21 protein-coding genes and 1 pseudogene are annotated in these 22,344 nt (G+C 64.9%); 13 read left to right on the top strand and 9 right to left on the bottom strand.

Translation table 11 applies throughout. The features are described 5' to 3' along the window. Nucleotides 1-11: 11 nt before the first annotated feature. A complete protein-coding gene (locus tag HNO52_RS00375; RefSeq protein WP_197567125.1) occupies nucleotides 12-1,067 on the bottom strand; it encodes a TRAP transporter substrate-binding protein in 1,056 nt (351 codons plus the stop codon). Nucleotides 1,068-1,467: 400 nt separating this feature from the next. Here HNO52_RS00375 and HNO52_RS00370 point away from each other — a divergent pair, with 400 nt between their 5' ends. The 10 genes from HNO52_RS00370 (at nucleotide 1,468) to HNO52_RS00325 (ending at nucleotide 12,070) form a co-directional block, all read left to right on the top strand. Next, complete coding sequence (locus tag HNO52_RS00370) at nucleotides 1,468-2,436, top strand: MBL fold metallo-hydrolase (RefSeq protein ID WP_197567124.1); 969 nt, start codon at nucleotides 1,468-1,470, stop codon at nucleotides 2,434-2,436. Nucleotides 2,437-2,529: 93 nt separating this feature from the next. Next, nucleotides 2,530-4,242 carry an FAD-dependent oxidoreductase gene (locus HNO52_RS00365; RefSeq protein ID WP_197567123.1) on the top strand — a complete coding sequence of 571 codons (1,713 nt, stop codon included), beginning with the start codon at nucleotides 2,530-2,532 and terminating at the stop codon, nucleotides 4,240-4,242. Continuing rightward, complete coding sequence (locus HNO52_RS00360; RefSeq protein ID WP_197567122.1) at nucleotides 4,229-4,450, top strand: DUF2783 domain-containing protein; 222 nt, start codon at nucleotides 4,229-4,231, stop codon at nucleotides 4,448-4,450. The genes HNO52_RS00365 and HNO52_RS00360 overlap by 14 nt, the downstream gene beginning before the upstream one ends. A 16-nt stretch (nucleotides 4,451-4,466) precedes the next feature. Continuing rightward, nucleotides 4,467-5,774: a homogentisate 1,2-dioxygenase gene (gene hmgA / locus HNO52_RS00355; RefSeq protein WP_197567121.1), complete on the top strand. Its 1,308-nt coding sequence runs from the start codon at nucleotides 4,467-4,469 to the stop codon at nucleotides 5,772-5,774. An 84-nt stretch (nucleotides 5,775-5,858) separates the two neighbouring features. Continuing rightward, entirely contained in the window at nucleotides 5,859-6,878 is a 1,020-nt protein-coding gene (locus HNO52_RS00350; protein ID WP_197567120.1) for a fumarylacetoacetate hydrolase family protein, read from the top strand. Between the two features lie 32 nt (nucleotides 6,879-6,910). After that, nucleotides 6,911-7,555, top strand: coding sequence for a maleylacetoacetate isomerase (gene maiA, locus HNO52_RS00345; protein ID WP_197567119.1), 645 nt, complete (start codon nucleotides 6,911-6,913; stop codon nucleotides 7,553-7,555). A 309-nt stretch (nucleotides 7,556-7,864) separates the two neighbouring features. Beyond that, nucleotides 7,865-8,503, top strand: a complete 639-nt coding sequence (locus tag HNO52_RS00340) for a hypothetical protein (RefSeq protein WP_197567118.1) — start codon at nucleotides 7,865-7,867, stop codon at nucleotides 8,501-8,503. 162 nt (nucleotides 8,504-8,665) lie between these two features. Next, nucleotides 8,666-9,349, top strand: a complete 684-nt coding sequence (locus tag HNO52_RS00335) for a FliH/SctL family protein (protein ID WP_197567117.1) — start codon at nucleotides 8,666-8,668, stop codon at nucleotides 9,347-9,349. A 295-nt stretch (nucleotides 9,350-9,644) separates the two neighbouring features. Then, entirely contained in the window at nucleotides 9,645-10,859 is a 1,215-nt protein-coding gene (locus tag HNO52_RS00330) for a multidrug effflux MFS transporter (RefSeq protein ID WP_197567116.1), read from the top strand. 2 nt (nucleotides 10,860-10,861) lie between these two features. Continuing rightward, nucleotides 10,862-12,070 carry an MFS transporter gene (locus HNO52_RS00325; RefSeq protein ID WP_197567115.1) on the top strand — a complete coding sequence of 403 codons (1,209 nt, stop codon included), beginning with the start codon at nucleotides 10,862-10,864 and terminating at the stop codon, nucleotides 12,068-12,070. Here the strand turns inward: HNO52_RS00325 and HNO52_RS00320 are convergent. After that, on the bottom strand, nucleotides 12,065-12,460 hold the full coding sequence (locus HNO52_RS00320; protein WP_197567114.1) for a SpoIIAA family protein: 396 nt from the start codon (nucleotides 12,458-12,460) through the stop codon (nucleotides 12,065-12,067). The two genes, HNO52_RS00325 and HNO52_RS00320, sit on opposite strands and share 6 nt — an antisense overlap. Before the next feature lie 83 nt (nucleotides 12,461-12,543). Beyond that, nucleotides 12,544-12,726: a DUF1127 domain-containing protein gene (locus HNO52_RS00315; protein ID WP_197567113.1), complete on the bottom strand. Its 183-nt coding sequence runs from the start codon at nucleotides 12,724-12,726 to the stop codon at nucleotides 12,544-12,546. On the opposite strand from HNO52_RS00315, the pseudogene HNO52_RS00310 reads away from it, so the two are divergent. Beyond that, nucleotides 12,719-13,369, top strand: a pseudogene (locus HNO52_RS00310) (aminotransferase-like domain-containing protein); the annotation flags it as partial. The gene HNO52_RS00315 and the pseudogene HNO52_RS00310 overlap by 8 nt on opposite strands. 72 nt (nucleotides 13,370-13,441) lie before the next feature. Here the strand turns inward: HNO52_RS00310 and HNO52_RS00305 are convergent. The 3 genes from HNO52_RS00305 to HNO52_RS00295 form a co-directional block, all read right to left on the bottom strand. Then, nucleotides 13,442-13,888, bottom strand: coding sequence for a hypothetical protein (locus HNO52_RS00305; RefSeq protein WP_197567112.1), 447 nt, complete (start codon nucleotides 13,886-13,888; stop codon nucleotides 13,442-13,444). A gap of 116 nt (nucleotides 13,889-14,004) precedes the next feature. Then, nucleotides 14,005-14,223, bottom strand: coding sequence for a DUF2783 domain-containing protein (locus HNO52_RS00300; RefSeq protein ID WP_197567111.1), 219 nt, complete (start codon nucleotides 14,221-14,223; stop codon nucleotides 14,005-14,007). A gap of 1 nt (nucleotide 14,224) precedes the next feature. Continuing rightward, entirely contained in the window at nucleotides 14,225-15,919 is a 1,695-nt protein-coding gene (locus tag HNO52_RS00295; RefSeq protein WP_197567110.1) for an FAD-dependent monooxygenase, read from the bottom strand. 105 nt (nucleotides 15,920-16,024) lie between these two features. On the opposite strand from HNO52_RS00295, the gene HNO52_RS00290 reads away from it, so the two are divergent. Continuing rightward, nucleotides 16,025-16,810, top strand: a complete 786-nt coding sequence (locus HNO52_RS00290) for a LuxR C-terminal-related transcriptional regulator (RefSeq protein ID WP_197567109.1) — start codon at nucleotides 16,025-16,027, stop codon at nucleotides 16,808-16,810. Nucleotides 16,811-16,907: 97 nt separating this feature from the next. Beyond that, nucleotides 16,908-18,260, top strand: a complete 1,353-nt coding sequence (gene chrA, locus HNO52_RS00285; protein WP_232090433.1) for a chromate efflux transporter — start codon at nucleotides 16,908-16,910, stop codon at nucleotides 18,258-18,260. Between the two features lie 4 nt (nucleotides 18,261-18,264). On the opposite strand, the gene HNO52_RS00280 is transcribed toward chrA, so the two are convergent. The 3 genes from HNO52_RS00280 to HNO52_RS00270 all read right to left on the bottom strand — a co-directional run bounded on the left by HNO52_RS00280 (nucleotide 18,265) and on the right by HNO52_RS00270 (nucleotide 22,336). Then, entirely contained in the window at nucleotides 18,265-18,690 is a 426-nt protein-coding gene (locus HNO52_RS00280; RefSeq protein WP_197567108.1) for a hypothetical protein, read from the bottom strand. A 164-nt stretch (nucleotides 18,691-18,854) separates the two neighbouring features. Continuing rightward, a complete protein-coding gene (locus HNO52_RS00275) occupies nucleotides 18,855-19,910 on the bottom strand; it encodes a TRAP transporter substrate-binding protein (RefSeq protein WP_197567107.1) in 1,056 nt (351 codons plus the stop codon). Nucleotides 19,911-19,990: 80 nt separating this feature from the next. Further along, nucleotides 19,991-22,336, bottom strand: coding sequence for a cytochrome P450/oxidoreductase (locus HNO52_RS00270; protein ID WP_197567106.1), 2,346 nt, complete (start codon nucleotides 22,334-22,336; stop codon nucleotides 19,991-19,993). Nucleotides 22,337-22,344: the final 8 nt, after the last annotated feature.

Genomic DNA, 22,344 nt, shown 5'->3' with positions numbered 1-22,344 from the left:
TCCTGATAGGGTTACTGCTGCACCACACGCGAAGCGATGCTCTCTTCCTCGGCTGCCACGTCGAGTCGTTCGCGGAAGAAGCTCAGTGCCTCGCGGGCGTCGACCTCGCCGCGGCTGACCTTGTCGGCCCACTCCTCGATCAACTCGTCGGTGACGTCCTTGAGCATGGCGATATCTTCCTCGGAAGCCTGGGTGAAGGTGTTACCCAGCTCCTTGGCGAATTCGACGCCGCGCTCATCGGAGACATCCATCATGTAACCGAACAGGCGTGAGAGTTGCTCGCCCGATACGCTCTCGATGGCCTCGCGGTCTTCTGCCGACACGCGATCCCACACCATCGGGTTCATGATGATGGCGAAGCTGCCGCGATAGAAACCACCGTCCACCGTCAGGGTGTTCGGCAATACCTCGGCGACGCGGAAACTGCGCAGTCCCTCGAGGGTCAGCATGGCACCGTCGATGACGCCCTGGGAGGCGGCCTCGTAGACACCGGTGGGCGGCAGCGCCACGCCGGTCACGCCGATGGCATCGGCCAGGTCGCTCATCAGGCCGCCGCCGGTGCGCAGTCGCTTGCCCTCGAGCTGGTCGAAGGTGTCCACCTGTTCGGCAGAGAAGATCTGACCCGGCCCGTGCACACCGACGGCCATGACCTCGAGGCCGCGGTGCTCGTTGCCCTGGGCGAGATGCTCTTCGAAAGTGGTCCAGTAGGCGGACGAGGCGGCTTCGGACGAGAATTCTTCGAAGGTGGGAAACTCCGGCAGCTTGGTCAGCTCGAAGCGGCCCGGCATGTGGCCGTGGAAGATCCAGCTGGCATCCGCGACCCCGTCGGCCACCAGCGCCATCTGCGCGGAGGGCGGGCCCAGATCCTCGGTGACCTGCAGCGTCACCCGACCTTCGGTGGCTTCCTCGATCCATGCCTTCCAGGTGGGCCAGACAATGGTGTTGATGCCATGGTTGGGCCCGCCCCAGCTGCTGACGTTGAGAGTGGTCTCGGCCATGGCCGACGTGCCGAAGCCAAGGCTTAGCGCTGCCACGGCGCCGATCATGAGGCGATTGGTATTCTTCATTGCGTGCTCCTGGTCGTCACGGGAGGCGTGCTCGCGCCACGTTGTGAACCTGCATTGTTGTATTGCGACTGAGGCTGTATCGCGGCTGAGCGCTCACCGGCAGAGGAAGCAAGAGTGCGACAGCCTGTCGTTTCACGCTGTCACCATGCCGCCAGTTAATCTCCCCTGCAACTAATTTGGCGATAACCGGCATTAGACTTAGGTATGAATTCTTCAAAAAACCCATGATCTCTGGCAAATTTTTGCCAATTCATCCGCCTTTGTTTTACCGATTGGTCCGTGGCTTGCTGGACTTATAGTTTCAATTACAACTATGCTGCAGCCATTCCCGAGCTACCACGGACCGTAATCTGGCCAGTGCGTCCTCAGTGTGACGCGCCCTGACGAACCCGGAGGAACCATGAGCAAGAAATTCGCTTCCCACGCCGATACCGAAGAGAAGCAGATCAGCTTCACCAAGCTGGCGGAAGGTCTTTACGCCTACACGGCCGAGGGCGATCCCAATACCGGTATCGTCATCGGCGACGACAGTGTGATGGTGATCGACACCCAGGCCACACCGATCATGGCCCAGGACGTGATCCGCCGCATCCGCGAGGTGACCGACCTGCCGATCAAGCACGTCGTGCTGACCCACTACCATGCCGTGCGCGTGCTCGGCGCCTCGGCCTACGATGCCGAGAACATCTACGCCAGCCAGCATACCTACGACCTCATCGTCGAGCGCGGTCAGCAGGATTACGAATCCGAGGTCGGCCGCTTTCCGCGCCTGTTCCAGGGCGTCGACTCGGTGCCCGGCCTGACCTGGCCCAACATCGTGTTCCAGCAGGAATTGACGGTGTACATGGGCAAGCGCGAAGTGCGCATCATCCACCTCGGCCGCGGCCACACCAAGGGCGACACCATCGTCTGGCTGCCCGAGGAGAAAGTGATGTTCTCCGGCGACCTGGTCGAGTACGGCGCCACCCCCTACACCGGTGACGCCTATCACGAATACTGGCCCGCCACCCTCGATCGCTTGCAGGCGATGCAGCCACAGAAGCTGGTACCGGGCCGCGGCGAGGCACTGCAGACCCCCGAGCAGTGCCAGGAAGCGATCCAGGGCACCCGCGACTTCCTCGCCGATATGTACGAGAGCGTCAAGGCGGGCAAGGCCGCCGGCAAGTCGCTCTCCGAGTGCTACTCCGAGACCTACGCCAAGCTCAAGCCCAAGTACGGCCACTGGGTGATCTTCGACCACTGCCTGCCGTTCGACATTACCCGCTGCTACGACGAGGCCGGCGGCGAATATCCCGATCCGCGTATCTGGACCGCCGAGCGCGACACCGAGATGTGGCACTCGCTGCAGGAAGCCGTCGAAAACCAGTAACACATCGCCACTACTCACCTTGCCGAAGCCATTACCTGGCGAGCGGCGCCGGGGGCAGGCCCTGCCCCCGGAGCGGCCGCGGTCGGAGGAAGCATGCCAACCACTTATAACAATCCCGTCTACCCGTATCGACGCCCGCCGGAGCTCGACAGCAGCGAGGTGCGCCACTGCCCGGTGGTGATCGTCGGCGCCGGCCCTACCGGCCTGGCCATGGCCATCGACCTGGCCCAGCAGGGCATCGAGAGCGTGGTGCTTGACGACAATAATACCGTCAGCGTCGGCTCGCGGGCGATCTGCTTCGCCAAGCGCACGCTGGAGATCCTTGACCGCCTGGGCTGTGCCCAGCCGATGGTCGACAAAGGCGTGACCTGGCAGCGCGGCCGCGTGTTCTTCCAGGAGCGTGAGGTCTACGACTTCGACCTGCTGCCGGAGGAGGGCCACCGCATGCCGGCCTTCATCAATCTGCAGCAATACTACTTCGAGGAGTATCTGGTCGACCGCGCATATGCCCTCAGCGACCTGATCGACCTGCGCTGGAAACACAAGGTGGTCGAGGTCGACAGCCGCCCCGAGCAGAGTGCCGTGCGGGTCACCACCGAGGATGGCGACTACCGCCTGACCTGCGACTACCTGCTGGTGGCCGACGGTGCCAACAGCAAGATCCGCGACATGCTGGGCCTGGAGAGCAAGGGCCAGATATTCCAGGACCACTTCCTGATCGCCGACGTGATCATGAAGGCGGATTTCCCCACCGAGCGCTGGTTCTGGTTCGACCCGCCCTTCCACCCCAACCAGTCGGTGCTGCTGCATCGCCAGCCGGACAACGTCTGGCGCATCGACTTCCAACTGGGCTGGGGTGCCGACCCGGAGGAGGAGAAGAAGGAGGAGAACATCCGCCCGCGGGTGCAGGCGATGCTCGGCGAGGACGTCGAGTTCGAGCTCGAGTGGGCCAGTGTCTACACCTTCCGCTGCCGCAAGATGGACGACTATATCCACCAGCAGGTGTTCTTCATGGGTGATGCCGCCCATCAGGTCTCGCCGTTCGGCGCTCGCGGCGCCAACGGCGCGCTTCAGAGCACCGAAAACCTGGCCTGGAAGCTGGCCCGGGTGCTCAAGGGCCAGGCGCCCGCGGCGCTGCTCGCCACCTACAACGACGAGCGTCAGCACGGTGCCGCCGAGAACATTCTCAACTCGACCCGCGCCACCGATTTCATCACACCCAAGAGCCGCGTCAGCCGGCTGTTTCGCGACACCACCTTGGAACTGGCCGAGCACTACCCCTTTGCCCGCCGCCTGGTCAACAGCGGCCGGCTGTCGATGCCGTGCCGCTACGACGGCTCGCCGCTCAATGCCCACGAGACCGAGGGACTGCCGCTTGAGCTACGCCCCGGCAGCCCGGCCAAGGATGCCCCGGTGCGGCTGGCGGGCCGGCCGGCCTGGCTGCTCAACCAACTGGGCGATCGTTTCGTGCTGCTGCTCGACGGCCGCGTCGACAGCGACCGGGCCGAGGCACTCAAGGCAGAGCTCGAGCCGCTGCTCGAACGCCATGCCGATCTCGAGGCGCTGATCGTCGGGCCGGCGCCCCACGCGCTGGCCGAGTTGCCGCGCAGCACGCTGATCGAGGACGCCGAGGCGCTGGTCGGCGAGCGCTACGGTCTGACCGGCGGCGCTGGCTACCTCATCCGCCCCGACCAGCACGTCACCGCCCGCTGGAGCGAGGTAACGGCCGGCGCCGTCGATGAGGCGCTCGAACGTGCCCTGGGCCGCCAACTTGATGTCGAGGAGGTCCGTCATGCCACGGCTTGAGCTCAACCCCAACTTCACCGACCCGGATGCCTTCTACGCCGCGCTGACCGACCTGCATCGCGAGTGCAGCGAAGAAGAGAGCGAACGCATCAATGCCCGGCTGATCCTGCTGCTGGCCAACCATATCGGCGACCAGCAGGTTCTCGAAGAGGCACTGGCCATCGCCGGCCGGGCCGCCGGATCGATTGACAGGCAAATAGACGAATAACGAGAGGGACCCTCCCATGACGACCGAACTCGAGTACCAGAGCGGTTTTCGCAACCACTTCGCCAGCGAGGCGCTGCCCGGCGCGCTGCCGGTAGGGCAGAACTCGCCCCAGAAGTGCGCCTATGGCCTCTATGCCGAACAGCTCACCGGCTCGGCTTTCACCGCGCCGCGTCACGCAAACCTGCGCAGCTGGCTCTATCGCATCCGGCCTTCGGTGGTACAAAGCGAGTACCGCCCGCTGGGCGAGAATCGCGTGGCTACCGCACCGCTGGCCAAGCCTGCCGCCGACCCCAACCAGATGCGCTGGGACCCGCTGCCGATGCCCGCCGAGCCCACCGACTTCGTCGACGGCCTGCTGACCATCGCGGTCAACGGCGACGCCGGCACCCAAGCCGGCTGCGGCGTGCACGTCTATGCGTTCAATCGCGACATGACCGAGCGCTTCTTCTACAACGCCGACGGCGAACTGCTGATCGTGCCGCAGCAGGGCAGCCTGCGCCTGCGCACCGAGCTCGGCGAGCTCGAGGTCAAAGGCGGTGAGATCGGCGTCATCCCCCGGGGCATGAAATTCCAGGTGCGTCTGGCGCAAGGCAGCGATGCCGCCCGCGGCTACATTTGCGAGAACTACGGCAGCCCACTGGAACTGCCCGGCCTCGGCCCCATCGGTGCCAATGGCCTGGCCAACCCACGCGACTTCCTCAGCCCGGTGGCCGCTTACGAGGATCTCGAAGGCGACTTCGAGCTGGTGGCCAAGTTCTCCGGCCGCTTCTGGGCCACCAGGCTCGGCCACTCGCCGCTCGACGTAGTGGCCTGGCACGGCAACTACGCGCCCTACAAGTACGACCTGGCCAATTTCAACACCATCAATACGGTGAGTTTCGATCATCCCGATCCGTCAATCTTCACCGTGCTGACCTCGGCCTCCGATACGCTGGGCATGGCCAACATCGATTTCGTGATCTTCCCGCCGCGCTGGATGGTGGCCGAGAATACCTTCCGCCCGCCCTACTTCCATCGCAACCTGATGAGCGAATTCATGGGCCTGATCCACGGCGAGTACGACGCCAAGGCCGAGGGCTTTCTGCCCGGCGGCGCCAGCCTGCACAACTGCATGTCGCCCCATGGCCCCGACGCCGACACCTTCGAGAAAGCCTCGAACGCTGAACTGACACCGCAGCGCCTGGATGCGACTCTGGCCTTCATGTTCGAGAGCCGCTACGTCTACCATCCCACCGAGGCAGCGCTGAACGCGGACATTCGCCAGCGCGACTACGTCGACGTGTGGTCGACGCTGCGCTCGCACTTCGATCCCAATCGGCCTTGAGCACCACAACGCAGCCCTGAGCCAGCCCGAACCATCCGGATGGGGCCGCCGAGCCCCGCCCCTGACGAAAAGGATTCGACGAAGATGAAACTCGCTACCCTCAAGAACGGCCGCGACGGCGAACTGCTGGTGGTCTCGCGCGACCTGAGCCAAGCCGTCTCCGCCGCCGACATCGCTGTCACCCTGCAGCAGGCGATCGAGAACTGGGACGCCGTGAGCCCGAAGCTCGAGGCGCGCTACGCCGAGCTCAACGACGGCAGCGTCGCGGGCGCCTTCACGCTCGACCAGAACCAGCTGCACTCGCCGCTGCCGCGCAGCTACCACTGGGCCGACGGCTCCGCCTACCTCAACCACGTCAAGCTGGTGCGCCAGGCGCGCAACGCCGAGATGCCCGAGACCTTCTGGACCGACCCGCTGATGTACCAGGGCGGTGGCGACAAGTTCTTGGCCCCCACCGAGGACATCGAGGCGGTCAGCGAAGAGCACGGCATCGACTTCGAAGGCGAGATCGCGGTGATCACCGACGATGTGCCCATGGCGGTGACGCCCGAGCAGGCCGCCGACCACATCAAACTGATCATGCTGGTCAATGACGTCAGCCTGCGCGGCTTGATCCCCGGCGAGCTGGCCAAGGGCTTCGGTTTCTTCCAGGCCAAGCCGGCCTCCGCCTTCTCGCCGATCTGCGTCACTCCCGACGAACTGGGCGACGCCTGGCAGGAGGGCAAGGTTCACCTGCCGCTAACGGTGCACCTCAACGGCGAGAAATTCGGCGAGCCGGAAGCCGGGCCGGACATGATCTTCAGCTTCCCGCAGCTGGTCGCCCATGCTGCGCGCACTCGCTACCTGGGCGCCGGTGCCGTGGTCGGTTCGGGCACCGTCTCCAATCCCGATCCCGATGGTGGCCCCGGAAAGCCTGTCGCCGACGGCGGCGTGGGCTACAGCTGCCTGGCCGAGGTGCGCATGGTGGAGCAGATCCTGCACGGCGCGGCCAAGACACCCTTCATGCGCTTCGGCGACCGGGTGCGCATCGAGATGTTCGACCGCCAGGGCAACAGCATCTTCGGCGCCATCGACCAGCAGGTAGTGGCCTACCAGCCAAAGTAAGCCAGCCCAAGTAAACGGCCAGAGAGGCATATATGACCACGCTTTACGGCTATTTCCGCTCCTCGGCGGCCTATCGGGTGCGTATCGCGCTCAACCTCAAGGGCCTGGCGTACGACCAGGCGCCGGTCAACCTGGTCAAGGGTGAGCAGCGCGGCGAGGACAACCTCGCCCGCAACCCCCAGGGGCTGGTGCCGGTGCTCGAGACCGACGACGGCACGCAGTTGACCCAGTCGCTGGCGATCTGCGAGTACCTCGACGAACGCCACCCCGAACCGCCGCTGCTGCCGGCCGACGCCGAAGGCCGCGCGCGGGTACGCTCGCTGGCACAGCTCGTCGCCTGCGAGATCCACCCGCTCAACAACCTCAAGGTGCTCAAGTACCTGGTCCATGAGCTGAAGGTGAACGAGGAAGCCAAGCTGGCCTGGTATCGCCACTGGGTCGCCGAGGGCTTCAGCGCACTGGAGGCGCGGCTGGCAAATGAGCCCCGGACCGGTACGTTCTGTCACGGCGACAGCCCGACCCTGGCCGACATCTGCCTGGTGCCCCAGATATTCAATGCCGAGCGCTTCGAATGCGATCTCACGGCCTACCCAACCCTGCAACGCATCACCGAAAACTGCCGCAAGCTGGAAGCCTTCGCCAAGGCCGCCCCAGGGGAGCAGCCGGACGCGGGCTAGCCCAGCGCTATCTCGCATGCTATGACGAACCGCCCCCAACCGCTCGGAAATGGTTGGGGGCGGTTTGCTTTTTAGGCTGAGTAGCAAATTTTTAATATTAAGTTAATTAAAAATATCGCACTTATGTGGCGCAGCGCCCTTGCTCCCCATCAAACCCAAACAAAAGTCCACAAATAAATACTTTTCCTTTTTTCTCCCTTACGAAAATGACAGCTAGCTTGACTGATGCATGCCTTGTTTATCCAACTCGACTTGGCATACCCAGAGAATTAACGCGCTTTAATTAAACAACTTCTAAAGGAGTTAGAAATGTTTAAAAAGCTGCTAATTACTACTGCCGTATCGGCTGCGCTGGCGACGAGTGGCGTTGCCTTCGCTCAGCAATCGAACCAAGGCAATCAGTGGAATGAAACCCAGCGCTACCAGCAGCAGGGTCAACACAATCGCTGGGATGACAGCAATCGCTACGGCCAGGGCCGCCAGGATCACCGCTGGGATGACCGCGACCGCTGGGACGATCGTAATCGCTACAACCAGGGCCGCCAAGACGACCGTTGGGATGACCGCGACCGCTGGGACGATCGCAATCGCTACGACCAGGGCCGCCAGGATGACCGCTGGGACGACCGCAACCGCTGGGACGATCGCAATCGCTACGACCAGGGCCGCCAGGACGACCGCTGGGATGACCGCGACCGCTGGGACGATCGCAATCGCTACGACCAGGGCCGCCAGGATGACCGCTGGGACGACCGCGACCGCTGGGACGATCGCAATCGCTACGACCAGGGCCGCCAGCGCCAGGACAACCGCTGGGATGACCGCGACCGCTGGGACGATCGCAATCGCTACGACCAGGGCCGCTGGGACGATCGCAACCAGGGCCAATTCAACCAGGGCCGGCAGGACAATCGCTGGAGCGGCCAGGATCGCTATCGCTCCGATTGAAATCGGCAGTTAAACGTGTAGCACAGCCTTTTATCTCAAGCTGCGCTGCCATATGGCGATCTTTGCATATAAGAATTCATCGGAGGAAACATGTTTAAAAAAATGCTTATTACCGCTGCAGTCTCCACAGCTCTCGCTTCAAGCTTGAGCTGGGCACAGCCAATGGAGAGCCGAGGCGGCTATGGCTATGATGACCGGCAGACTTACCAGAGCAGCCAGCAGTGGGACGACAGGGGCCATCAAGGCAGGAATGATCCCGGTTACGACAGACAGCGAGGCTCGACTTGGGACGACCGCGAGCGTCAGGAGTACCGGATCGATAGTCGGATGCGGGATGATCGGGAACGCCAGAACTACCGCAACGATAGCGATTACGGTCGCGATCAGGGTGGCCACTGGGACGACCGCAACCGCCAGCAGTACCAAGGCGAACGTTTCGGAGATGAGCGCGACCGGCAGAGCCAACCCTGGGATGACCGGCAGCAACGTGGCGCCGACGATCATGGCCAGCAAGCTCACCGCCTCTTCATGCAGGGCTATATGGAAGGCAAGATGGAAGGCCTGCAGGAAGGCGCCATGAGAGGCTATCGCCAAGGCTTCGTAGAAGGGCTTCAAGAGGGCCGGAACGAGCAGAGCGGCAGCCAGGGTGGCTTCTCGGGTGGCAGCCGTCAGGACTCCCCGAATCGGAGCCAAGAGCTCAACTCGCAGGACCCGGCCAGCACGCTGAGGAATAGTCGTGACGCGACCGATTCCGAAGATACCGGAAGCACGGGAAACACCGACTCGAATCGCTCGGCACTCGACAACCAGGAGGATGAGGACACGACTGATAGCGAATCGAACTAACGGTAAAGACGAAGGAATGCCGAGGGGAGCGGGTTCGCTCCTCTCGGCACCTGCGCCTCCCATTGCGGCATACCTGATCTCGTCATGGTGCAATTTTTTCCTCCCTGCCGTTTCCCATCATGAGCCGTGCACGACCTGTGTTATGGTTTCATTTGAAATCACTTTGGGAGTGAGCAGAGCACCCGCAAATCATTTCGGCTACAATAAGCAGGCTAATGACTGGCGCCACATCCGCCCGTGAAGGATGGTAAATCGCCTGACGGTCATTGAACGCCTTTCTCCTGGAGACATCGATGTGCTGAGGCTGAAGTCCCCCGCTACGGTGATCACCCTTGCGGCGCTGACCGCACTGGGCCCACTGGCGACCGACATGTATCTGCCCGCCATGCCGGCGATGGCCGAGGCGCTCGATACCGGTCCCGACCAGATCCAGTTGACGCTAAGCCTGTACATGGCCGGCTTCGCCGTGGCACAGCTGTTCTGCGGCCCGATTTCCGACCGTTTCGGCCGCAAGCCGGTCATGGTCGCCGGCTTCGGCCTGTTCCTACTGGCGAGCCTGCTGTGCGCCTTCGCCCCCAGCATCGAGTGGTTGCTGGCCGGTCGCTTCCTGCAGGCTCTGGGCGGTGCCGCCGGCCCGGTGCTGGGGCGTGCCGCGGTACGTGACATTCATGGCCCCATCGAAGCCGGACGCGTGCTCTCTTACATGGCGAGCACCATGGCGCTTGCCCCGGCGCTTGCTCCCATCGTCGGGGCCGGCCTGCTGCTCTTCTTCGGCTGGGAATCGATCTTCCTGCTGCTGACAGTGTATGCCGCGGCAATGTTACTGGTGCTTGCCTTTCTCATGCCGGAGCCGCTGGCGCGGGAGAATCGCCAGTCGGTGCATCCTGCCACCATCCTGCGCAACTACCGCATGCTGCTCGGCCAGAGCGCCTTCATGGGCTATACGCTGGTCAACGCCAGCGGCTTCGCCGGCCTGTTCGCGTTTCTGTCCGGTTCCTCCTTCGTGCTGATCGAATTCATGGGCATGTCGCCCTTCGGCTACGGGATTGGCTTCACCTTGATCGTCGCCGGCTTCTTCAGCGGCACCCTGGTCAGCGGCCGCTACAGTCACCGCCTGGGTCGCGATCGCCTGCTGTTGCTGGCCACGGCGATCTGCGCCTTGGCCGGTACGATCATGGCGGGCCTCGCGGCGGCAGGCGTCTACACGCCGTGGGCGGTGATCGGTCCGCATATCCTGTTCCTGGTCGGCTTCGGTATCGTGATGCCCCAAAGCATGTCCGGCGCGCTGGCGCCCAACCCACAGTGCGCCGGCTCCGCCTCCTCGCTGTTCGGCTTCCTGCAGATGACCATCGCCGCCCTTGGCGGGGCGCTGGTCGGTCGGTTTCATGACGGCACCTCGCTGACCATGGCCATCTCCATCGGCCTCGGCGGTGTGCTTTCCCTGGTGGCTTACCTGTTACTGGTACGTCCGGCCAGCCAGGCGGCCGCCGCCAGCCAGGCACGCTCGTAGCGATGAGCGAGACCGCCCCTCCCCGCCTGGTCATCCTGCTGCTGGCCCTTGCCGGCTTCGCCAGCATGGCCTCGATGCGCGTCACCGATGCCATGCTGCCAGCGCTGTCACAAGCCTTCGAGCGGCCGGTAGCCGAAGTGGCGCAGAATATCACCCTGTTCGCCATCGCCTACGGCTTGATGCAGCTCGCCTACGGCCCGATGGGGGATCGCTTCGGCACCCTGCGGGTGATCGGCCTGGCCACCCTGGCCTGTGCGCTGGGCGCGCTGGGCTCGGCGCTAGCCGAGTCGCTACCGCTGTTGCTTGCCTTCCGCACACTGAGCGGCGCCACCGCCGCCGCCATCATTCCACTCTCCATGGCCTGGGTCGGCGACAATGTCTCCTACGAGCAGCGCCAGGTAACGCTGGCGCACATGCTCTCAGGCGCAGTGCTGGGACTGATCAGTGGCCAGGTGGCGGGGGGCTTCCTTGCCGATACGTTGGGCTGGCAAACGGCGTTCGGCCTGCTGATGCTGCTGTTCCTCGCCGCGGGCGGGCTGCTGCTCGAGGCGCTGCGACGCCAGCCGGGCCTGTCGCCACTCAAGGCCGGCCAGGGCCGTATCGCCTTCTTCTCCCGCATTCGCGAAGTGGTTCTGATTGCCCGTGCCCGGCGCATCCTGGCCCTGGTGTTTCTCGAAGGCATCGCCGCCTTCGGTGCCCTGGCATTCGTCGCCAGCCACCTCTATACCCGGCTGGAGGTTTCGCTGACCCAGGCCGGGTTGATGGTCGCGCTGTTCGGCGTGGGCGGACTGATCTTCGCGGCCCTGGCGCGAACGCTGGTGGCTCGATTGGGCGAGCCGGGCCTGGCGGCGGGCGGCGGCGTGCTGATGGGGCTCGGCTTCATTGGGCTGGCGCTGGCGACGCAGCCTGCCCTGGCCACTACCGGCGCTTTCTGCGCCGGCCTTGGCTTCTACATGATGCACAGCACGCTGCAGATCAACGCCACCCAGATGGCGCCCGCCATGCGCGGTACCGCCATGGCGGTGTTCGCCGGCTGCCTGTTCCTCGGCCAGTCGGTGGGTGTCAGCCTCGGCGGGCTGATGCTGCGCTTGGCCGGCAGCGCGTGGCTGCTGATCTCCGCCGGGCTGTGGCTGCTCGTCCTGGGGCTGATCTTCGCCTGGCTGCTGCGCCAGTGGCACAGCGAGCAAACGGCGGCTACTGCACTGTCATAATCCGCCGTTGATCAGGTCGCTGCGGAAACCGGCAACCCAGCGCATGGCCTCCTCCAGCTCACCGGCATGGAAGAGGCGTGCTTCGGTATTGGGAAACAGCTTGCCGGCCAGCTTGGTGGTCGTCTCGATCCAGCGCTTGTCGGCGATCACCGCGGCACGCCTGAAGCGGTGATACTCGCCCAGCTTGCTCATGGCATAGGCCAGGTCACGCAGCAGGGCGCCGGCCGTCATATGATCGAAGTCGGTCATGTCGGCCAGTACGCCGATATGCTCGTTGTACTCGAGCTTCGACTCGATGGCAGGGATCAATACGTCATAGTCCGCGCTGTGCAGCGTGCCCGAGATACGGAACGCCGCGACGAACTCGGGAGCAGGTAGTGTCTCGATCATGACTGGCTCCTCCTTGGCTGCCGGGTCACTCGTCTGCTTACCCTTAGGTTGCCCGCGCCGCCCCGGGTTCCGCGTCATGCCGGCTATTGACGCCAGAACGGTTTGCTCACCTCACGCTTGACAGTATCCCGATCCAACCCGATGTCGGCCAGCAGACGGTCGTCGAGATGGCGCAGATCGCAGCGGGTCCGGTGGCGCTGCTGCTGCTCCCTGATCAAGCGGGACAGATGGACGAACGGCTGCTGATGCTGGGGCGCGCGCGGCATTCCCGACCTCAATGCCGCCAGCCTGCGCCCCCTGCACCGCCAGCTGAGTACTTTGTATCGGCATGTGGCAGCCCATGGGCTCAGCTAAGACAGCCTGCAGGGCAGCCTCGAACTATGTCGTCAGGTCGTCAGGCTGGCCGACAAGTCAGGCTGCTTGCTGCATTCCGACGACGTATTAATCACCACCGGCTGCCAGGAAGCACTCTCGCTCCCACTGCGCACCCTGACCGAGCCCGGCGACGTGGTCGCGGTGGACTCGCCGAGCTTCTACGGCACCATGCGGATCCTCAAGGCGCTTGAGATCCCCATCGACCCGCGCAGCGGCATCAGCTTGGAAGCGCGGGAGCTGTCGCTGGAACAGTGGCCGATCAAGGCGATCCAGGTCACACCCACCTGCAAAAACCCGCTCGGCTATAGCAAGCGCGCCTTGGTCGCCCTGGCCCAGCGTTTCGACGTGGCCATCGTCGAGGACGACATCTATGGCGATCTCTCCTTCGACACGCCCAGGCCGCGCACTCTCAAGAGCTTCGACGGGGATGGCCGGGTGCTGCTGTGCAGCGCCTTCTCCAAGACGCTGGTGCCTGGGCTGCGGGTCGGCTGGACGGCGCCGGGGCGCTACCGCGACCAGGTGCTGCACAGGAAGTAAAGCCGGCGCCAGGCGAGTCGGCGAGGCGGTAACGGCGCTGTCCGGCCAGAAAGCATCGGCCTGAAGCGCTTAACTGTCTTGCGACCGGATTGCCCAGTCTTCGAGCACCTCGGCATTGGGACAGAATTCAAGACACTCCTCCCACAGTGCATCGTGACGTAGCGCCAGCCAGCAGTTCTCGACCCTGGGGCAGGCGCTGCAGACGGTCCGCAGAGAGTGGATGGCGGGGTCGCGACTAAAGGCGGCCGGATCGAGGCCGAAGCGTCGCATCATCTCGGGCAGCAGGGAGGTAGCAGGGGAAAAAGCCGCCAGCTCCCGACCGGCCAGGCTGCGTGCGATTGCCTGCTCCAGCGAAGGACTCATGGAGTGCGCCAGGTCATGGATGAGCACGCTCAGTGCCTTAGGCTCACAGCACCTGAGCTCGAGCAGTGCCCGTTCACCTTCGAGAAATGCGTGTAGCTGTTTCTCGTCACCTGGCGGCGGGCGTGACTCTTGGGGTGGTCGAGGTTGACTCATCAGGGCGTTCCTCTTACAGCCAATTCTTACCCTAGCCTCTATGCCGCATCTCGCCTTGACCCCGCTCAATTTTTCGCCAATGAAGTAAGTCCTCGCTTACTCGAAGCTCTCGGCCATCAAGCGGAAACGTCCGCAATACCCCGCCGTGCCTCCTCGATGGCCGCCATCACCCGTGCGACGTCGCCTGTGCGGTGGGCCAGCGCCAGCGCCAGCTGGGCGAGAAAGAGCCGTTCCTGCGACTCGGGCAGCGCGTCCAGGGTCTCGGCCAGATGCTCGTAGACCCTCTCGAGGTCAGCAAAAGGCAGTGTCATATCGCTCAGTGTCGTATCGCTCATCTCATTCTCCTCCCAAGGCAGTTGTGAGGGCGGCGTCGAGGTCGCCGGAAGCGAGGCGTTTCCAGCGCGCCGCTACGTGGCGATCGGGACGCACCAGGTAGGCGCAGCCCGGCTCGGCGCCATAGGCCTCGAACAGGCTGCCATCCCGATCGAACAAGGCTCCCTCTGCACCCGGTCCGCGGGCCACGCGCAGCAGCTCGATGGGCTGGCCCTGGAATTGCAATGCGGCCAGGCGATCGGCCAGCTCGGCGTCGACACGGCCATCCACGCTGAAGTGCAGCAGGGTGAAGCCGCTGCCCAGGTGGTCGAGCAGGAAGTCATCCTCGCCCAGGCGACGATTGAACAGCGGCGCTCCGGGGATCGGCCCGTCGGCAAAGTCACCACTACCGGCCAGCGTCAGCGGGCTCTCAGCGTAGGTATAGGGCGTGACCTGGCGCGGATTGGCGAAGCCGCTGGCGTAGTCGTTGGCAAGCGCCAGCGTCAGGGCGGCATCGCGCATCAGCCGGTAGCCGCGGCTCGGCGGGGTCATGAAGCGGGTGCTCTTGCCGGCGTTGGCGAAGACGTCCAGGGTGGCGCCGCGCCGCTCGGGGCTGTAGCTGTCGAGCAGCCGCTCCGGCGCCCGGCCCTGCAGTACCCAAGCCAGCTTCCAGCCGGCGTTGGCGGCGTCGGCCAAGCCGTTATTGAGCCCTCGCACGCCGAAAATCGGCACCAGGTGAGCGCTGTCGCCGATGAACAGCACCCGGCTATGGCGATAGTCGTCCAGCGCCAGGGTGTGGGCCTTGTAGAGGCTCCACCACTCCAGTTCCCACGCCTCGCTTTCACCCAGCACGTCGCGCACGATCAGGTCGACCCTGGCGCGAATGTTGGCCTCCTCTACCGCCGCTTCAGGATCCTCATCGGGACCCAGCTGGTAGTCGATGCGCCAGATGTCATCGGGCTGCTTGTGCACCAGGATGGTGGTGTCGGGAAGGGCACGGGAGTGGAAGAAGGCCCGCCGCTCGGTGGGGAAATCGGAGCGCAGGCGAATGTCGGCGATCACGTAGCGCCCCTCGTAGGCCTCGCCGTGCAGCGCCTGGCCCAGCGCCTTGCGCACCACGCTGCGGGCGCCGTCGGCGGCCAACAGGTAGTCGCATTCGAGGCGGTAGTCGCCCTCGGGGGTGGTCACGTCGAGGGTGACGCCGCTTGCGTCCTGGCTCACGCTGGTCACCGGGCTCTGCCAGCGCAGCTCGACAAGCCCGCTCTCGACAAAGCCGCTCATTGCGACCTTGTCGATCAGGAACTGCTCGATGTACTGCTGCTGCAGGTTGATCATCGGCGGGAAGCGCTCCTGCTCGGAGTGGGGCATCTCGAAGCGAAAGATCTCGCGGTCGCGGAAGTAGGTGCGCCCCCGGGTCCAGCCCAGGCCCTTCTCCACGAAAGGTGCGTCGACATCGAGCTGCTGCAGGATCTCGAGACTGTGGCGGGAGACGCAGATCGCCCGCGAGCCGTCGTTGACGGTGGCCTTGTCGTCGAGTACCACGCTCTCGATGCCGTGGCGCGCCAGCTCCAGCGCCGCGGTAACGCCCACCGGGCCGGCGCCGACAATGGCTACGCGATGACGTATAGAGTTGCCACCCAGCTCGGGGGGACGAACGAAGGGAAAGTGGGGATAATCGAAGTAGAGCGAGTCGGTCTCGGCGCGTCCGGCGGGTCGCATGGGCGGCTCCTGTCAGTATTGTTGTCTACTGACAGACTATCGCGAAGACGACATGCCGACTGTCCCGCAAAAGCGGGGACAAGGCGCTTGCAGGTGGAGGATGAAATGGCCGCAGTGAGCGATGAGCAGAGCGCCGACTGGCCGAGCCTGATGCCGGCCGTGGCGGAGTGCGTGGCTCGGCTGGGCGAGGCGGGCTTCGACGAGGCGCTGCTGACCCTGCTGCGTCGGGCGGTGGGCATCGAGCAGTGCATGGTATTCGCCTTCGATGGCCGCGACGAGGTCGACTGCCTGCTGGCCGATAACCAGCGAGCACCGCAGGTGGCCGGCCGCTTGGCCGAGCTCTACACCGGCGGCCTGTTCCGCCAGGACCCCAACTATCAGCGTTTGCGCCAGCTGATGGATAGGAACAGCGAAGATACAGCCGCCGAAGTTACCCCGATGCAGGCCGGGGCGATGCCGGAAGCCTACCGCAGCCACCTGTTCGCCTTTCCCGATCTGATCGACAAGGTGGCGCTCACTCTGCCCGGCGAGCAAAGTGTCTACTACCTCAACCTCTACCGCGGCAGCGCGGCCGGCCCCTTCGAGCGCCAAGATCTGGCACGGCTCGACGCCCTGGCCCCGCTGCTGGCGAGCCTGATCCGCCGCCACTACGATCAGGCCCGCCCCGACTCACCGCAGCGACCCAGCGCCGAGGAAGTCGCCATCCTTGCTCCGCTCTCCGAACGCGAGCGCCAGCTCTGTCTCTACCTGCTGCGGGGCCATACCCTCAAGACCGCCGCTGCCGAACTCGATATTGCGCTCTCCACGGCCGAGACCTACCGCAAGCGCGCCTACGCCAAGCTCGGCGTACCCTCCAAGGCGCGGCTCGTGGCGCTGTGTCGGCGACGGTGAATACGGTAGCCACACGACTCCGTCATTTTCTGCCGTTAGGATAGGCTTGCCTTTGACTCGAGCCCTGTCCTGACTGGAGACAGCATGCCGCCCCCCCTTGCCCCATGGCGTTCCCTTCCGCGAGGCCGTTCACGTCTGGCTGCGCATTGCGCTACTCAGTTTCGGTGGCCCGGCGGGACAGATCGCCGTGATGCATCGCATCCTGGTGGAGGAGAAGCGCTGGATCGGCGAGAACCGTTTCCTGCATGCGCTCAATTACGGCATGCTGCTGCCGGGGCCGGAAGCACAGCAGCTGGCGATCTACATCGGCTGGCTGATGCACCGCACCAAGGGCGGGCTGCTGGCCGGCACGCTGTTCGTGCTGCCCGGTTTCATCAGCATCCTGGCGCTCAGCTACCTGTATGCCGCGCTGGGCAATGTGGGCCTGGTGGAAGGGCTGTTCTTCGGGGTCAAAGCGGCGGTGCTGGCCATCGTCGTCAACGCGGTGGTGCGCATCGGCAAGCGCGCCCTGCGCAACGGCGCCATGCTGGGCATCGCCGCGGCGGCCTTCGTGGCGATCTTCTTTCTCGATATTCCCTTTCCCTTGATCATCCTGGGCGCAGCGCTGATCGGCTTTGTTGGCGGCAAGGCCGGTTCGCCGCTGTTTCGGGTCGGCGGCGGGCACGAGGGAACGGAATCTGGTGGCCTTGCCGACAGCGATTCGCTGCTGGGCGCCAGGCTGCCCGACCACGCGCGGCCCAATCGCGTCTGGTCGTTGAAGATTTCGGTTATCTGTCTGGCCTTGTGGCTGACGCCGGTGGCCGTGCTGCTGCTGACCCTGGGATCGGATAACGTCTTCAGCCAGATCGCCACCTTCTTCAGCCAGATGGCGGTGGTGACCTTCGGCGGTGCCTACGCGGTGCTGAGCTACGTGGCCCAGGCGGCGGTACAGCGCTACGGCTGGCTGGCACCGGGCGAGATGCTCGACGGCCTGGGCATGGCCGAAACCACGCCCGGCCCGCTGATCCAGGTGGTGCAGTTCGTCGGCTTCATGGGTGCCTTCCGTGATGCCGCCCCCCTCGATCCGTGGTTGGCCGCCACCCTGGCGGCGCTGCTCACCACCTGGGTCACCTTCGTGCCCTGCTTCCTGTGGATCTTCCTCGGCGCACCCTATGTCGAACGATTGCGCGAAAACGCTGCACTGAGCGGTGCCATGACCGCGATCACTGCCGCGGTGGTGGGCGTGGTGCTCAATCTGGCAGTGTGGTTCGGCCTGCACGTGGTGTTCGCCGAGGTGGGCAAGTGGCGCGGCGTGGGGCTGCGCCTGCAGATACCCGACGTCGCCAGCCTGGACGTGGCCGCCCTGGCCCTCTCGGTGGCCGCCCTGCTGGCGATCTTCCGCTTCGGCGTCGGCATGCTCAAGGTGCTCGGCGCCTGCGCCCTGGCCGGCGTACTGTTGTCCCTGCCGTAGGATGTCAGGCCGTCTCGGCCAACCGCTCGAAGGCCAAGGCATTGGGACAGAAGGCGCGACACTCGTCGACTCCGGCATCCCGACGCATGGCACCCCAGCAATGACCGGCCACCGGGCAGGCGTTACAGTTGCCGCGCAGGCTGGGGTAGCTGACATGCTCGGTAACGCTCTCCTGGTCGAGACCGAAGCGCTGAAGCATGGCCGGCATCAGGGTTTCGGCCGGCACGAAGGCGCGATAGCCGCCGCGGTCGAGATGGCGTGACATCTCACGCTCGAAGGTGGGTTCCAGCGGCGTCTCCAGATCCTTGAGCATCTCGCTGTAGACCTGCGGCGATTCCGCCTCGATCTCGCGGACCATCCGCCGTGTGGAGGCGCGATAGCTGCCTTCGCAGAGACGGTTCCACCATGAGTTCCTGGGTGCCTGGTTCATGCTGCCTCTCCTTCCCGTTACGTTTTCCGCAGTATCGTTCTCCTATCGCTGGGCAGCATTGACGGAGGTCAAAATAGTTTCAACTGAAACTTAAATTACTCTTGCCATAACGCAGCGAGCACGGCCGGGGCCGTGCTCGCATGCGTGGGGAAAAAGGGCGCGGTTTACGCCTCGGGATCGATCACCTCGTCGGGCGACAACCCCTCCTCACCCTCGGCGGCGTCGAGCTGTTCGTAGAAGTAGGCGTGGGCGGCCTCGCCATCGACACCCCTGGCGCCGGCCGCTTCCATCCAGACCCCCGGCAGGTCGTCGACCATCTGCTGGAAGCGTTCGATCTCCTCGGCGGGCAGTTCGATGAAGGTATTGCCCTGCTCTTCGGCAAATTCGATGCCGCGTACGTCGACCACGTCCATCATGTAGCCGAACAGCCGCGAGAGGCGCTCACCTGAAACCTCCTCGATCGCCGCGCGGTCCTCCTCGGAGAGCGAGGCCCAGGTGTCGGGGTTGATCACAAGAGAGAAACTGCCGCGATAGAAGCCGCCCGGCATCTGCACCGTGTAGGGCAGCACCTCGGCCAGGCGGAAGCTCTTGAGGCCTTCCAGGGTGAGCATGGCGCCGTCGATGACGCCCTGGGTCGCTGCTTCGTAGGTACTGGCCGGCGGCAACGCCACACCGGTGAGCGCCAGCGCTTGGGAAATATCTCCCATCACGCCGCCACCGATGCGCACGCGCTTGCCATCGAGATCGTCGAGGCTGTCGATCGATTCGTTCAGGAACAGCGAGCCCGGGCCATGCACGCCGACGCCGATCACCTCGACGCCGCGATGCTCGCCGGCCTCGGCGAAGTATTCGTTATGGGTGCGCCAGTAGGCCACCGACGCGGCCTCGGAGGAGAAGTCCTCGAAGGTGGGCAATTCCGGCAGCTTGGTCAGTTCGAAGCGTCCCGGCATCAGGCCGTGGAACAGCCAGGTGACGTCGGCCACCCCGTCGGCGATCAGCTCCATCTGCGAACCCGGCGGGCCCATGTCGTGGACCACGTTGACGCTGACGCGACCCTCGGTGGCCTCTTCGACCCACTTTCCCCAGGTCGGCCAGACGATGGTATTGACGCCGTGGTTGGGGCCGGCCCAGGTGCTCACCGTCAGCTCGGTGGCAGCGGCCCCCTGGAAGGCACCCAGGGAGAGCGCGGTCAATGCGGTCAGTGTCGCGAGTCTTTTCATTGTCGTTCCTCGTCAGTCCCGTTTGTTTGTCAGGGTTGGCGTACTTGGGTTATCGCCATGGTGCAAAGTAAACGCCAGGGTCAGAGGGCAAGCTTGAGCTTTTTTCCCTTCGCCCTCGAACAGCAACTCATCAGGCGGTCCTGGCCGGCACGCTCGGCGGTGGTAAGCACCTTGTCGCGGTGGTCGATTTCCCCCTCCACGACATCGACCTGGCAGGAGCCGCAAAGGCCCTCCTCGCAGTCGCTGGGCACGTCGACGCCGGCGGCGCGCAGTGCCTGCAGCAGGGTGCGGTCCGGCGCCACCTCGACGATCAGCTCGGAGTCGGCAAGCTCGACCTCGAAGGCGTGTTCATTGGCCGGGTCCAGCAGTGCGCCCTCCGCCGAGAAGTGCTCCACATGCAAGCTGCCCTCCGGCCAATGGCTGGTGCCGGCCTGCAGCGCCGCGAGCAGCCGCTCGGGGCCGCAGGCGTAGAGCAGCGTGTCCTCGCCAGGCTCGGCAAGCAATCCGGCGAGGTCGAGCCGTTTGCCCGCGTCCTTGCGGTAGAGGTGCAGCGCCTCGCCGTGATCGCGATCGAGCCGCTCGATGAAGGCCATGCTGGAGCGAGAGCGGCCGGCGTAGTGCAGCTCATACGACTTGCCCAGCCGCTTCAAGCGGTCGGCCATGGAGATGATCGGCGTAATGCCGATGCCGCCGGCAATCAACACGTAGTGCTCGGCAGATTCATCGAGGCGAAAGTGATTCTTGGGCCCGCGCAGGCGCAGGGTCATGCCCGGCGTGAGGTGCTCGTGGATCCAGGCCGAGCCGCCTCGCCCCTGGGGCTCGCGCAGCACGGCGATCTGCAACCAGTAGGGATCTTCCATCTCGCCGCACAGCGAGTACTTGCGCACGTACTCCCCCACGATCAGCTCGATGTGGGAGCCGGGGCTCCACTCCGGCACACGGCGTCCATGAGGGTCTTCCAGGGCGACCTGGAGCACACCCTGTGCCGCTTCTTGCATCTTGGCGACGACCATTTCCCGGGCGATGTCCTGGCGCGACGGCGCCCCGACGGGAAAATCGCGCTGGGCGCTGCGCACTGCCGGTTCGCGGCGTTCGGGATTTTGCGCCGGATCCCAGCGCACCCACAGCGCCTCGGGGCCACGGAAGGAGGTGTTGGGCAGGAAGGTGAATTCCTGTTCCTCGAGTTCGAGATGCGGTAGGCGGCGGGTGAACTCCTCGAGGAAGATGCGCATCTCCATGCGTCCCAGGTTCTTGCCCATGCACTGGTGGCTGCCGTAGCCGAAGGTGAGGTGATCGACGGCATTGTCGCGGTAGATGTCGAGCTCGTCGGGGTTCTCGAAGTGGGCCGGGTCGTGGTTGGCCGAGGCCGTGACCATCAGGATCTTGCCGCCCTCGGGAATGCTCACGCCGCCCACCTCGACATCGCGGGTGGCGATGCGCCGCCAGGCCACTACCGAACCGGAGTGGCGCAGGCACTCCTCGGCCGCGGCGGGGATCAGCGCCGGGCTGGCACAAAGCTCGGCCCACACTGCGGGGCGCGAGAGCAACTGACGAAAGGCGTTGGCGGTGGCCAGCGCGGTAGTCTCGTGGGCGGCGACGATGATCGCCATCATCATCGAATGCAGGTAGTTGTCGGTGACCACCTCCGGCTTCTGCCGGTTCTTCTCGATCATGTCGTACATCCAGCCGTGGCCGCTGGGCTGGTCCTGCATCTTCTTGAGCACTTGGCCCGAGTACTGCCAGAACCTGCCGACGCCCTCGGCGACCTCGACCTGCTGCTCCGGCGAGGGCCGCCCCCAGGTATTGAGCGTGTGGGCGACGGAAAAGCGGCGCAGCTGATCCATGTCCTCCTCGGGCACGCCGAGGAAATGCAGCGCCACGGTGAGCGGCACCTCCCAGAACATCTCGGCGACCAGGTCGGCACGGCCACGGTCGACGATGGCGTCGAGTTTCTCGCGTACCAGGCGGCGCACCATCGGCGCGTGGGCCTCGAGCGCCTCTGGCGTGAACGCTTCGAGCAGCTCGCGGCGGCGCGCCATGTGGGCCGGTTCGTCCTCGTTCACCAGGGTGCGGTTCATGCCGTAGTCGTAGCGCTGAAGCACCGTCTGGGCCTCTCGGCTTGCCGGCGTGATCTTCTCCAGCGCGATCGACGGCGAGAAGGTGAGGTTGTCGCGAAAGATCGCCTTGATGTCGTCGTAGCGGCTCACGACCCAGTAGCCGAGCTTGGGGCTGTAGAACACCGGCTCCTGCTCCCGCGACCAGCGCAGCGCTTCGGCGGGGTCGAGCTGATAGGGGCGGTCGAAGGGGTCGAAGGCCGCCGCCCGGGGCGACACGGGGCAGCCGTTGGGTGCCGTGGGTGGCTCTTGAGCGGCGTGGAAGGGGCAGCCGCCCGCGCCGGCCTGGGTCCGATCAATGGCATTTGTCATGGAACCTC

It is taken from the genome of Halomonas sp. MCCC 1A13316 (genome assembly GCF_014931605.1).
Lineage (GTDB): Bacteria > Pseudomonadota > Gammaproteobacteria > Pseudomonadales > Halomonadaceae > Halomonas.
The sequence above is the reverse complement of the archived record's forward strand: the minus strand, read 5'-3'. Positions and strand labels throughout refer to the sequence as shown.